Here is a 13,131-nt window from a genome sequence, read left to right on the forward strand (position 1 = left end):
CAGCTCAGGGAAGGCGTCAGACCATGCAGAGAACGCACTCGACCTACGTGGCTGCCTGGCGAATATTGAAGCACGTTCCACGGCGTTGCGTCTCAAAAACGAGCGTTCTTGAGACAGGACGAGCGAACGCAACATAAAGGCCATTCCGACGACGGAAGTCCCCGTCCATCGAAGTCGGATCATCTCCGGGAGAACCCGGCGGCCGCTTCCGGTCGCCGCGTCGCCTTGAGGGTTCCCACGGGCCCGGATCACGCGTCGGGTCGTGACCGCCCCGCCCGCCGACGGCCGGTCCCCCCGGCCCTCCGGCGGCTTCCGCGCGCCGCCCGCTCATCCGGCCTGCGGCCGCTTTCCGCCGCGAAACGACGAGGCGCGGCAGGGACCGGCCCTGTCGAGCGGGGGTTGCGGCGGGACGGGCGCGGGCGGACAATCCATCGAGGATTCCATCGTCGAGTCGAACCGGAGAGGGGGCGTTCATGCGGGCCTGGGCCTGGGGGATCGTCGCGGCGGCGGGGTTCGGGCTGATGGTCGGGACGTATCAGCGGCGGATGGCGGTCGACCCGTCGGCACCCTGGGGCTCGGCGATGCTGGCGATCGGCGAGGGGGGGGCCGAGGCCGCGCCCGAGGGGGCCTCGGCGCTGGGGACGCGGGTCGTCTTGCTGCCGCTGTCGGGGACCGCCGCGGGGTTCACGCAGGCGATGGCGGCCGACGACCCCAGGGCGGCCTCGCGGTTCGCGGCCCTCGTCGCGCCCAAGCTGATCGGGCTCCCCCCCGGCGAGTTCGCCGCGCTGAGCCCCTGGCTGCGCTCGGGGCGGCTTCCCGAGGCCGACGCCGACGAGGTCCTCGCCGGCGCGGAGGCGGACGAGGGCGACCTGACCGTCGGCGACCGGCGATTCCGGGTCGTCGGGAAGCTCAAGCCGGACGTCGCGCTCTTCGCCTCGTCCTACCTCGTCCCGTCGGACGCGAAGCTCGACGAGGCGCCCGCCGGGCCGGATGTGGAATCGCTCGAAGCGACCTTGCTGCGCGCGCCCGACGCGAAGGCCGGCGGTGCCGGGCTGGGCGAGCGGATCCTGGCCGCGTATCCCAGGGATCGGTTCCAGCTCGTCACCCCCCGGCTCCGGCCCGACGGGTCGACGTTCCTCCTCTACCTGTCCGGCCAGGCGCTGTTCCTGCTGGGGGGCTCCGGGCTCTTGATCGCCCTCTACCGTCGGCTGGCGGAGCGGTCGACCTCGACGCTGTTCGCGCCCGCCCTGCGCGAGATCGCCGGCAGGCCCCGGCTGATCTGGGGGCTGCACCTGGCGTACTTCGGCCTGTACGTCCTGGGCTCGCTGGCGGCGTACGGCCTGCCGGAGCTGAACGCGTACCTGATGTCGATCGTGTCGTCGGAGTTGGGGAGCGGGGGCAAGGGGCCGCTGGCCGTCGCGGGGCAGGCGTATCGCACCGGGTCCATCCCGTACGCCGCGGTCGTGACGTTCCTGGTGAACTTCCCGCTCGGCTCGCTGGCGGCGATCACGCTGCCGTCGCTGATCGTGCCGGGCTCGGGCGTCTTGCTGTCGCTCTTCCGCGCCTCGACCTGGGGCCTCCTCCTGGGCCCGACCGAGTCCCTGCTGGCTCGCCGGATGATCCCCCACTCCGGGACGCTGCTCCTGGAAGGCGAGGGCTACATCCTGGCCACGTTCTTCGCCCTGCTCGTGCCGATCTACCTGTTCGGCCGGGGCCCGGTCCGCGAAGTCTCCCGCCCGCCGGCCGAGGATGACCTGGCGTTCGGCGACGCGCCGGCGCCGGCCGTCCCGGCCCCTGAGCAGACCCCCGAACCGACCGGCCCCCAGGGCTTCGTCCGCCGATACCTCGGGGCCCTCGCCATCAACGTGAGGGGCAACGCCCTCGTCGCGATCGTCCTGGCCGTCGCCGCCGTCTACGAGGCGTACGAGGTCATCCGCATGGCGGGGTTCTGATCACTCGTCCATAATGATGACCAGCTGGGCGCATGGGTAGGGCGAGAACGGCTCGCCGTCCACGTGCACCGGCGCGGTGGTGATCACGACGGTCTCGCCCGGGGCCGTCGGGGGTGCGCGGTGGCCGTGCGTCGTCATCCCTCCCCTTTCCATGCGATCTCGAAAAGGGAGAAGCATGACCGAGGTAATGCCGCCCGGCTCGCAGCCGTTACAGCTCGTCGCCAGCGCGGCCCATAACTCGCGACCGAACAGGACGCCGGCGAAGCGCCCGTCCGGCGGCCGAATCTGGATGACCAAGGTCACGGGCCCGTCTTCCTTCTTCCGGAAGGACTGGGATTCGACGATTCGGGGAGGGGCGTCGGCCGCCGTCAGTTCGCGGAAGACCACGCGGAACCGCGTCCCGGCAGGCCCCTGCAGCTGGTATTTCCACAGGTGGACCCCGGCGGCCCGGACGAGGTCGTCGACGTCGAGGGCGGCTGTCTTGAGCGAGCGGGCGACGGTCGGCGGCTCGGGCTCGGGCTCGGGAGCGGGAGCGGGCTCGGGGGCGGCTACGGGCGCGGGAGGGGGATCGGGGGGCCTGTTCGACAGGGCCGCGACGACGCCGCCGACGGCGAGCAGGACGCCCAGGCCCGCCGCGAGGGGCTTCCAGGTCGAGGACGACATGATTCGCATCGCCTTTCGTGAGAGCGACAGGATGGAAGCCGGGATCGGCCCGGAGGAGGTCGCGAGCCGCGTCGCGGACTGGATGAGGGCGGCCGAGAGCGGTTCGCCCGCGCGGAGGATCGCCAGGGAGCCGAGGGCCTCGACGCCCCCCCGGCGCAGGAGCCGCTCGCGGAGGCGTTCGCGGCCCCGCGCGAGGCGGCTCTTGACGGTCCCCGGCGGGCAGTGGAGGGCGAGGGCGGCCTGATCGTGGGTCATCCCCTGGAGGTCGCAGAGGACGACCGCAGCGCGGTAGCGGTCGGGCAGGGCGGCGACGGCCTCGTGGAGCGCGGGCGCGAGGTCGACGGCTTCCGGTCCATCCCCGGATCGGGCCGAGGCCTCGCCGGCGGCGCGTTCGTGGCGGAGCCGGCGGGCGGCGTCGGCCCGGGCGTGCGCGGCGACGCGGCGGGCCACGCCGAACAGCCAGGGGCCGAGCGAGCCCCGGACGCGGAGGCCCGGAGCGCGGCGGGCGAGGACCAGGAACGTCGCCTGGAAGGCGTCGTCGGCCGCGTGCCGGTCGCGCAGGACGCCCCGGCCGACGCGCAGGACCATCGGCCCGTGCCGCTCCACGAGCGCCTCGAACGCCGCCTCGGCCGACTCGCCCCCGCCGGCGACGAACCGCGCGAGCAGCTCGCCGTCGGTCAGGCCGAGCCCGCCCCCGCCGCCGAAGATCGCCCGCAGGTGCCGCCCCGCAACCGTCCCGTCGTCCGCCATCCGATCGCCCCCTCGCGCCTTCGATGCCTGGATTGCCCGGACCGGGCCCGATCGTTCCAACATTCTCGAAGATCGCGCGGGATTCCCCCAGGCGGTCGGACGCGCAGGCCCGAGGGATTCTCAAATCGGGCCCGATCGGGCAGGATGGAGGGGCGTCCGGGCGAGGGGCCCGCGGGCGGCTCCACTGGGACGATCCGAGATCCAGACGGCCTCCTTGCTGGTCTTCCCCCTCATCCGGCCCTTCGGGCCACCTTCCCTCAGGGGGAAGGACGTCGTGGTCCGCTCTCGACCCAGGATCGGAATCCATCGCGTCATGGCCCGTCGTCGCACGCCTCGTCGCCCGAGCCGACCTTCGCCCGCGCCTCGCGTCGAGGCGGCCTCGCGGTCGTCGGCCTTGACGGCGAGGCGCGTCGGCTTCGCGTTCGCGGCCGTGCTGGCGCTCGTCGCGATCTTCCTGGCGACCCGGCCGGAGGGGATCGACGCGGTCCGCAGGCGGGCCGAGGCGGCCTCGGCGCGGAAGGACTGGGGGGAGGCGCTGACGCTCTGGCGGCGGGTGAACGCCTCGCCCTCGGCGACGGCGGCGACCCGGCTGGAGGAAGGCCGGGCCTGCCTGGCGCTCGGCCGGGCCGCGCAGGGGGAGGCCGCGTTGCGGGAGGCGACGGCGGCCGACCCGAAGCTCGCGAAGGCCTGGGCGCTGCGGCTGGAGATCCTCCGGGTGGAGGACCGCTGGTTCGACGCCTCGGCCGTCGGCTGGGAGGCGTTCGAGGCGGTCGCGCCGGAGGACCGCGCGGCGGTGCTCCGCGAGCTGACCCTGGCCGCCATCTCCGACCTCCCCGACGACCTGGCGCGCGACGCCCTGAAGAAGTGGATCGCGGCCGACCCCGAGGACGTGGAGGCCGAGGCCGCCCTCCAGCGTCGGATCGGCGCCGACCCGAGGTCCGACGACCCCGACCGGCCGACCCGGCTCGCCCGATTGGAGGAGCTGGTCGCGAGGCATTCCGGGAGCCCCTCGGCGCGCGAGGCGCTGGCGACGCTGCTGGCCGACGGCGGCGACGTGGAGCGGGGCCGCGAGGTGCTCGACGCCTGGCCCGAACCGGCGCGCGACGGCCGATACGACCGGCTGGTCGGCCGCTGGAAGCTGGAATACGACGCCCGCCCCGAGGAGGCCGTCGGCCCCCTCGCGCGGGCGATCGAGGCGGCCCCGCACGACTGGCGGACGCACTACCGCCTGGCTCGGGCCCTGACGATCCTGGGCCGTCGCGAGGAGGCGGCGAAGGAGGCGAAGGCGACCGCGAGGATCCGCGAGGCGCTCGACCCGATGACGCTCGGCCCGGCGCTGGAGGACGCGTTCGCGAAGGTCGACCGCCCCTCGGCGCGGGCGACGATCGCCGACGCCTGCGCCCGGGTCGGCCTGGATCGGCTGGCCCGGGCGTGGCGTGAGCTGCCGGCGGCGCCGCCGGCGCCGGCTCAGACCTCGACGGGGGCGGCCGGGACGAGCCGGCCGATGCCGTAGTAGGTGAAGCCCATCTCGACCATGCGCTCGGGGTCGAAGACGTTGCGGCCGTCGAAGACGACGGGGCGGGCGAGGAGCCGCTTGATGACCTCGAAGTCGGGGTTGCGGAACTCGTTCCACTCGGTGGCGATCACCAGGGCGTCGGCGCCTTCGAGGGCCCCGTAGGGGCGGTCGCAGTAGGCGATCTTGTCGCCGTAGATCGCCCGGACGTTGGGGATGGCCTCGGGGTCGTGGACCCGGACGTTGGCCCCGGCGGCGAGCAGGGCGTCGACCAGGACGAGGGCCGGGGCCTCGCGGATGTCGTCGGTGCGGGGCTTGAAGGCCAGGCCCCAGACGCCGATCGTCTTGCCGGCCAGGTCGCCGTGGAAGTGCTCGGTCACCTTGCGGACGAGGACCTGCTTCTGGGCCTCGTTGACCTCGTCGACCGCGAGCATCATCCGGGGCTCCAGGCCCCGGGTCTGGGCCATGTGGACGACCGCGCGGATGTCCTTCGGGAAGCAGCTGCCGCCGTAGCCGACGCCCGGGTGCAGGAAGTGGAAGCCGATGCGCTGGTCGTGGCCGATGCCGCGGCGGACGTCGTTGACGTCGGCCTGGTAGGCCTCGCAGAGGTTGGCCATCTCGTTGATGAAGCTGATCTTGGTGGCCAGCAGGCAGTTGGCGACGTACTTGGTCATCTCGGCCGACTCCGGCGACATGACCAAAAACGGCCGGTCGGTGCGGAGGAAAGGCGCGTACAGCTCGTGCAGGGTCTCGGCGACCTCGGGTCGGCGGACGCCGACGACGACGCGGTCGGGCTTGTTGAAGTCCTCGATCGCGGCGCCTTCCTTGAGGAACTCGGGGTTGTTGGCGACGTCGAACGGGACCTTGGCGTGCTCCTTCATCAGCCGGGCCAGCTCGGCGTTGGTGCCGACGGGGACCGTGCTCTTGATGACGATCACCTTGGGGCCGTTGAGCGCGGCGGCCAGCTGGCGGCCGACGGCCCAGACGCCCGAGAGGTCGGCGCCGCCGTCGTCCCCCTGGGGGGTGCCGACGGCGATGAAGACGATCTCGGCCTCGGCGACGCCCGAGGCCAGGTCGGTCGAGAACTTGAGCCGGCCGTCGCGGTAGTTGCGGTGGACCAGCTCGGCGAGGCCGGGCTCGTAGATCGGGATGCGGCCCTGCTTCAGACCCTCGATCTTGTCCTCGAGCTTGTCGATGCAGACGACGTCGTTGCCGCTCTCGGCCAGGCAGGTCCCCTGGACCAGCCCGACGTATCCCGTTCCGATGACTGCGATTTTCACGGGGCCTCTCTCGTTTTTGGGGGATCGTCTCGGCGACCGGGGGGAGGGCGGGGCCGATCGCGCCGGACGTGGGGAGGGCGGGGCCGCTCCGCGGCGCCGCCCCGCGACGCGCCGGGGCGTCGCAGGGGCCTATTATGGAAACGTAGCTCCGGTTCCGCAAGTTCGACGGACCCGCGGGGCGGTCACGCCACGCCCCCGTTACGGGCGTTCCACGACGCGGTGACCCGCGAGCACTTCCGCTTCAGCAGCTCGGTGTAGACCTTGCGGTAGGCCTTGCGGGCCAGGAAGGCCGGGTCCCTCGGGAACCGGACCTGGACCAGCGGGCCGTGGCCCAGCAGCCAGTCGTGATACTCCGGCAGCTCCCCCCGGATCCTCGCCATGAACCGGGGCCAGTGCTCCGGGTCGCGCGAGCGGCTGTAGTGCACCAGCCGGGCGTCGGGGACGAGGGGAGCCGCGCCGGGGCCTTCCAGCATCCCCTGGTAGAGCATGTGGTGCTCCTGCCGCGACAGCTCCCGGAACCGCAGCCCCAGCTTGACCATGGCCAGCATCACCGCGTTCTGCTCGTTGTGCCAGAACACGTTGTCATAATAAGCGACGCCCGCCTCGATCATCCGGCGGGTGAAGTCGGCGTAGACCTCGGAGAAGCCCAGGCCGCGGCGGAAGGCGAAGACCCCGGCGCAGAACGCGATCCGCTGGCGGGGGCTGGGGCCGTCGGCCAGGAGCCAGGGGACGGCGTCCCAGTCGACCCCGACCGCGTCGCAGGCGCGCCGCCAGTAGCCCAGGAACCGCTCGGTCCCCGACCCCGGCTCGCGGATCGCCGGCGCCACCGGCTCGCGGCGGGCGGCGAGTTCGGCCCCGTTCGGCAGCCCCAGCTCGGAGAGCGGGCGCAGGACCAGGACGTCGCTGTCCAGCCAGATCACCACCGGCGTCGTCGCCAGCCGGTCCGCCAGCCGCACGGCCACGACCTTGTTGTACCAGTTGTACCAGGTCATCTCGTTCTCGCGCGAGGCGTCGTGCAGCTCCACGCCGTACGACTCCAGCCCGGCCAGCGTCGCCGGCGACAGCCGGCGGTCGCGGCGCGGCAGGACCGCCAGCACCCGCGACTGGCCGATCGGCCCCCCCCAGCGCCGGAGCGACTCCAGCATCAGGAGCGACTCGCTCTCCAGCCGCCCCGCCTCGATGCAGAACACGATGGTGGCCCGGTCGGAGGTGGGCTCCGCGATCGTCGACATGGACCCGTCCCGCAGCGAAGGAATCGGAATCAATCGCCGGGCGCCCCGGGCCCGACGGCCCCTCGCCGCGGGCGGCGCGCCGGCCCGGGATCAGCCTAGCAGCCGGGGCCTCGCGCTTGAAATACGAAATCGGGCCGGGAGCCGCCCCGCGGACGACGCCCCCCGCCGGGCGACGTCTCGCGGGCCGGCGGGGCAGGCGTTAGAATGGGTCGCCCGCCGCCCGGCCCGCGCGCGGCGGCGCGACGGGAAGCGGAGCGAAGATCGGGCCGCCGGCGGGCGAAGATGCGGGCCGATTCGATTCGGGACGAAGGCCGGCGCGGCGCCGGACCCAGGGCGAGACGGGAGTCGACAGTGGCATTGCTCGTGCAGAAGTTCGGCGGGACGAGCGTCGCCGATTCGGACAAGATCCTGGCCGCCGCCCGGCGGGCCATCCAGGCGCATCAGCGGGGGGACCAGGTCCTGGTCGTCGTCTCGGCCCGCGGCCACACGACCGACGAGCTCGTCGCCCTGGCGCGCGAGATCAACGACCGCCCCCCGGCGCGCGAGATGGACATGCTCCTCTCCACCGGCGAGCAGGTCAGCGTGGCCCTCATGGCGATGGCCGTGGAGGCCCTGGGCGTCCCCGCCATCAGCTTCACCGGCGCCCAGATCGGCCTGGTGACGGACAGCTTCCACGCCAAGGCCCGGATCCGCAACATCTCCACCGAGCGGATGCAGGCGGCGCTCGACGAGGGCCGGATCGTCATCGTCGCCGGCTTCCAGGGGGTGGACGAGAACTACAACATCACCACCCTGGGCCGGGGCGGGTCCGACACCACGGCCGTCGCCCTGGCCGCCGTCCTCGGCGCGTCGGCCTGCGAGATCTACACCGACGTCGACGGCGTCTACACCACCGACCCCCGGATCGTCCCCGAGGCCCGCAAGATCGACCGGATCAGCTACGACGAGATGCTGGAGCTGGCCAGCCTCGGCGCCGGCGTGATGCACTCGCGGTCGATCGAGTTCGCCAAGAAGTACGGCGTGCCGATCCACGTCCGCAGCAGCTTCTCCGACGCCCCCGGCACCTGGATCGTCGCCGAGTCCGACGCCCGCCGCCTGGGCGTCGCCGTCACCGGCGCGGCGCTCGCGAAGGACGAGGCCCGGATCACCATCCACGGCGTCCCCGACCGCCCGGGCGTCGTCCACACGATCTTCCACACGATCTCGAAGGCCGCGATCGTCGTCGACATGATCGTCCAGAACGTCGCCGTCGAGGGCCTCGCCGAGGTCAGCTTCACCGTCGCCAAGGGGGACCTGCCGGACGTCCTCTCGGCCGCCGAGGCCGCCGCCGCGGCCGTCGGCGCGGCGGGCGTGGCCCACGACGCCGACGTCGCCAAGGTCTCGGTCGTCGGCCTGGGTATGCGCACCCACACCGGCGTCGCCACCACGATGTTCGAGGCCCTCGCCGACGAGGGGATCAACATCCAGATGATCACCACCAGCGAGATCAAGATCAGCGTCCTGGTCGAGCGCCCGAAGGCCGCCGCCGCCCTCCGCGCCGTGCACAAGGCGTTCCTGCTGGAGATGGTCCACGCCCAGGCCCCGGAGCCCTTCTTCCCCACCCCGTCGACCGGCCGGGCCATGAAGCTCGTCCCGCTGGCCGACCCGACCGCCGACCCCGCGCTGCCGCAGGGGATGGAAGACCTCGTGATCGCCGGCGTCGACCTGGACGAGACCCAGGCCAACGTCGCGCTCTTCGGCGTCCCCGACGAGCCCGGCTACGCCGCCAGGGTCTTCCGCGCCATCGGCGACGCCGGCGTCTTCGTCGACATGATCGTCCAGAACGTCAGCCTGGCCGGCAAGACCGACCTCTCGTTCACCGTCCCCCGCGAGTCCGCCGACCGCGCCGCCGAGGCCGTCCGCCCGTTCGCCGGCGGGTCCGTCGACGTCGAGCCCCGCCTGGCGAAGCTCGCCGTCTCCGGCGTCGGCATGCGGACCCACACCGGCGTCGCCACCGCCATGTTCCGCGCCCTGGCCGACGCCTCGATCAACATCAAGCTCATCAACACCAGCGAGGTCCGCATCAACGTCGGCGCCGACGCCGCCGGCGGCAAGCTCGCCCTGGCGAGCCTCCGCAAGGCCTTCGCGCTGGACGAAGAATGACGGACGCGGCGACGGCCGGGGTCCGCCCGGGGATCCCGGCCGGCTCTCGGGTGAATCGCTCGCGGTCGCAGGCATTCCTGATGCAGACTCCAACGCCTCCCCGCACCCAGGAGCCCCGCGCATGGCCTTCCGACCGCTCGTCGCCCTCCTCGCCCTGACGGCCGCCTTCACCTGTCGGCCCGGCCTGGCGATGCAGGAGCCGGCCCCGGAGACGAAGCCCGCCGAAGTCGGGGCGGATCGGCCCCTCGCGGAGCGGTTCCGGGACCTGAAGCGGAAGATCCAGGAGCGATCCCGGGCGCAGTCCGCCGAACTCGCCGAACTCCGGCGCGCGGGGGCGGCGGGGGGCTCGCCCGAGATCCGGAAGTCCATCGAGCGGGCCCGGCGGGATCACGGTGCCATCCGCGACGAGGTCGCGGCCCTGATCAAGGCGCATCCGGACGACCCGGCGGCGTTCGACGGCCTGCTCCTGATCGGCGCCGAGCTGGACGACGACCTGGCGGCCTTCGTGGAGGATCGCTACCTGGGCGACCCTCGCATCGCGACGCTCTGCCCGCTGCTGCGGCATTCGCGGCGCGAGTCGAGCCGGCGGCTTTTGGAGAAGATCGCCGCGGAGGGCCCGGACGGCCGCTCGCGCGCCCAGGCGGCCTACGCCCTCGCCGAGTCGCACCTGGCCCGCGCGAAAGGGCCCGACGCCTCGGGCCGCGATCGCGCCATGGACGAGGCCAAACGCCACTTCGAGCGGATCGTCGCGGACCATCCCGAGGAGCGGTCGCTCGAAGGCTCGTACCGGCTGGCCGACCGCGCGAAAGGCGCCCTGGCCTGGATCGCCAACGCCCCGAGCCTGCAGGTCGGGCGGGTCGCGCCCGCGATCGTCGGCGAACTCCTGGACGGCGGCCGCTTCGACCTGGCCGACCATCGCGGCAAGGTCGTGGCCCTGGTCTTCTGGGGGACCTGGTGCCAGCCCTGCATGGCGATGGTCCCCCATGAGCGCGAGCTGGTCGCCCGCATGAAGGGCCGGCCGTTCGCCTTCATCGGCGTCGACGCCGACCGCCCCGAGGACCGCGAGAAGGCCCTGCAGACGACCCGCGACGAGAAGATGGACTGGCCCTCGCTCTGGGACGGCGGCTTCGACGGCCCCATCCAGGCCCGCTACAACGTCGACCACTACCCGACCGTCTACGTCCTCGACGCCCGCGGCGTCATCCGCTTCGTCGACCCCCGCGGCGACGACCTGGACCGCGCCGTGGAAAGGCTCCTCGCCGAGATCGAGCCGGCGCCGGCCTCACCTTGAAAGAGGGGTCCGCCGACCGCGAGGACTTTCCGACGTACCGGGCCGGGGCCGAGATCCGGTACAATCGCCGCATCGAGCATCTTCATTCGACGGCTTCACAGGCCGAGGCCGCCCCGGGCCGCTCGCCCGGGATCACGCCCCGGTCGCCCGAACAAGCAGGTGGGATTCGCATGGGACGGATCTTCGAGAAGCGCAAGGCTTCGATCTTCAAGACTTCCGCTCAGAAGTCCAAGCTCTTTTCCAAGTACGGCCGGCAGCTGTACATGGCCGCCAAGAACGGCGTGCCCGACCCCGACGCCAACCCGGCCCTGCGCGCCATGGTCGAGAAGGCCAAGCGCGAGAACGTCGCCAGCCACGTGATCGAAAAGGCGATCCAGAAAGCGGCCGGCGCGGGGGGCGAGGACTTCCAGCCCGCGCGCTACGAGGGTTTCGGCCCCGGCGGCTCCCTGCTCATCGTCGACTGCCTGACCGACAACAACACCCGGACCATCTCCGACGTCCGCAACTGCTTCAACAAGACGAACTCCAAGCTGTCCGCCAACGGCTCCGTGGTCATGTCCTTCGACCACCTGGCGGTCCTCTCCTTCCCCGGCGACGACGAGGAGAAGGTCATCGAGGCCCTGTTCGCCGCCGACGTCGCCGTCGAGGAGGTCGAGTGCAAGGACGGCACCACCACCGTCTTCGCCCCCCCCGCCGAGTTCTTCAAGGCCAAGACCGCCCTCCTGGAAGCGTTCCCCGGCCTGGAGTTCGAGGTCCAGGAGATCACCTTCCTCCCCCAGTCCAGCAAGACCCTCGCCGGCGACGACCTGGTCGTCTTCGAGAAGCTCATGAATATGCTGCACGACTGCGACGACGTGCAGGAGATTTACCATAACGTCGAGCTGGCGGGCGAATCCGAGTCGTGACGGATTCGCGACCCTCTCGTCCTCGGTCCTCCGACGGCCTGGCAACAGAGACCTATCGTTCACCGTCCCTCGCGAGAGCGCCGACCACGCCGCGGCCGCCGTCCGCCCGCTCGCCGGCGGCCAGATCGCCGTCGAGCCGAACCTGGCCAAGCTGGCCGTCTCGGGCGTCGGCATGCGGACCCACACCGGCGTCGCCACCGCCATGTTCCGCGCCCTGGCCGACGCCTCCATCAACATCAAGCTCATCAACACCAGCGAGGTCCGCATCAACGTCGGCGCCGACGCCGCCGGCGGCCGACTCGCCCTGCAAAGCCTCCGCGAGGCCTTCGCCCTCGACGGGGGCGGTGGGGCGGGGATCGTTCGAGGGGCCCGAGACGCCCCGGCGCACGGCCGGGGCCGGGTCTCGACATCCTCCCCGACCCACAGGGGACCGCCGCGACCGCCATCACGATCCGGGAGGCGCAGGCGCGGCCGACGCCGGCGATCCGCGACTCGCCCGGGCGGCGGTCAGGTCGCTCGACTGAGTGCCGTCTCGACCGCGGCGACGGATCGATCGAGCGCCTGGGCCAGGGTCTCGCCGAACCGCGAGCCGTCGGCCCCCGCCGTGGCGGCCGCCAGACGGGCCGCGAATCCGAGGTGGTAGTCCGTGAGCCAATCCGGGTGCGGGTCAGGGATGGGGATCGGCGGCCACCACGGCGGAAACTTCGGCGGCCTCGGGGGAGTGGGGCACCAGTCCTCCAGGTCGCGCAACGCGACCCCGAGGTCCTGCCCGAACCGCTCGGTCAACCAGACGTTGCGGATGAACTCGGACGCGATCGCGGCGCCCAGCTCGTGCGGCGGCAGCGGTTGGGGGTTGAGCGACACCCTGGAGAGGTAGCTGAGCGGCCCCTGGGGGATGATGTCGTAGATGGCGGGATTGCGACGCCCGAGGATCGCGAGAAGCCGGCCGTCGATGGAAAGGCGTCTCCTCTTCCTGGCGGCCTGTTGCTGGGTTGCTTCTTCCATCCGAAACTCCTGTGGGACGATTCCCGATGCGGGGTCGGCACCTGACGACTCGGCCGATCAAACGGAAGACCGGTATCCAAGCCGCCGCCATTCGCAGCGCCAGGACGAAGCAGCGCGTTCGACGACGCGCATCCACGATGATGAGCCCGGCTCGACCCGCGGCGCGGGTCGATTGGATCCCCGCCGAGGCGCGACCGTCGAGATCGAAGAAACGAGGCGCGATCAGCGACCGAGAAGGTGCGCGGCGCCCGCGCCTGAGTGCAGACCGACGCCCAGCGTCAAGGAGACGGCCGAATCCTCGCGTGAGAAGTGGCGATCTTGATGTGGATTCTCGCTGCGACCATGATCATTCACAACAAGTCGGCCTGGTTCAAGACAAATCAGGAACGAGACTGGAA

Annotated in this window: 9 protein-coding genes and 1 pseudogene; 6 read left to right on the top strand and 4 right to left on the bottom strand. The window is 72.3% G+C overall.

Going from position 1 to position 13,131, the window contains the following annotated elements; genetic code table 11:
• The first annotated feature begins 473 nt into the window (after positions 1-473).
• The gene (locus tag G6O68_RS08355; RefSeq protein ID WP_165246549.1) at positions 474-1,952 is read left to right on the top strand and encodes a hypothetical protein; all 1,479 of its coding nucleotides are present in this window, start codon (positions 474-476) and stop codon (positions 1,950-1,952) included.
• Here the strand turns inward: G6O68_RS08355 and G6O68_RS32345 are convergent, their stop codons facing one another.
• Positions 1,953-3,365 carry an RNA polymerase sigma factor gene (locus tag G6O68_RS32345; RefSeq protein WP_206108048.1) on the bottom strand — a complete coding sequence of 471 codons (1,413 nt, stop codon included), beginning with the start codon at positions 3,363-3,365 and terminating at the stop codon, positions 1,953-1,955. It lies immediately after the preceding gene.
• A 313-nt stretch (positions 3,366-3,678) separates the two neighbouring features.
• Here G6O68_RS32345 and G6O68_RS08365 point away from each other — a divergent pair, with 313 nt between their 5' ends.
• On the top strand, positions 3,679-4,878 hold the full coding sequence (locus G6O68_RS08365) for a tetratricopeptide repeat protein (RefSeq protein WP_165246550.1): 1,200 nt from the start codon (positions 3,679-3,681) through the stop codon (positions 4,876-4,878).
• Here the strand turns inward: G6O68_RS08365 and G6O68_RS08370 are convergent.
• The gene (locus G6O68_RS08370; protein ID WP_165246551.1) at positions 4,833-6,158 is read right to left on the bottom strand and encodes a UDP-glucose dehydrogenase family protein; all 1,326 of its coding nucleotides are present in this window, start codon (positions 6,156-6,158) and stop codon (positions 4,833-4,835) included. The genes G6O68_RS08365 and G6O68_RS08370 overlap by 46 nt on opposite strands.
• Positions 6,159-6,340: 182 nt before the next feature.
• On the bottom strand, positions 6,341-7,390 hold the full coding sequence (locus G6O68_RS08375; protein WP_165246552.1) for a hypothetical protein: 1,050 nt from the start codon (positions 7,388-7,390) through the stop codon (positions 6,341-6,343).
• A gap of 351 nt (positions 7,391-7,741) precedes the next feature.
• Between G6O68_RS08375 and G6O68_RS08380 the strand changes: the two genes are divergently transcribed.
• From G6O68_RS08380 to G6O68_RS33530, 4 genes and pseudogenes are all read left to right on the top strand, one after another.
• A complete protein-coding gene (locus tag G6O68_RS08380) occupies positions 7,742-9,532 on the top strand; it encodes an aspartate kinase (RefSeq protein ID WP_165246553.1) in 1,791 nt (596 codons plus the stop codon).
• Positions 9,533-9,653: 121 nt separating this feature from the next.
• The gene (locus tag G6O68_RS08385) at positions 9,654-10,823 is read left to right on the top strand and encodes a TlpA family protein disulfide reductase (protein WP_165246554.1); all 1,170 of its coding nucleotides are present in this window, start codon (positions 9,654-9,656) and stop codon (positions 10,821-10,823) included.
• 170 nt (positions 10,824-10,993) lie between these two features.
• Positions 10,994-11,728, top strand: coding sequence for a YebC/PmpR family DNA-binding transcriptional regulator (locus tag G6O68_RS08390; RefSeq protein WP_165246555.1), 735 nt, complete (start codon positions 10,994-10,996; stop codon positions 11,726-11,728).
• A gap of 142 nt (positions 11,729-11,870) precedes the next feature.
• Positions 11,871-12,044, top strand: a pseudogene (locus G6O68_RS33530) (ACT domain-containing protein); the annotation flags it as partial.
• A 191-nt stretch (positions 12,045-12,235) separates the two neighbouring features.
• Here G6O68_RS33530 and G6O68_RS32715 read toward each other — a convergent pair.
• The gene (locus tag G6O68_RS32715; protein ID WP_165246556.1) at positions 12,236-12,733 is read right to left on the bottom strand and encodes a hypothetical protein; all 498 of its coding nucleotides are present in this window, start codon (positions 12,731-12,733) and stop codon (positions 12,236-12,238) included.
• Between the last annotated feature and the right edge of the window lie 398 nt (positions 12,734-13,131).

The organism is Paludisphaera soli, from assembly GCF_011064595.1.
Lineage (GTDB): Bacteria > Planctomycetota > Planctomycetia > Isosphaerales > Isosphaeraceae > Paludisphaera > Paludisphaera soli.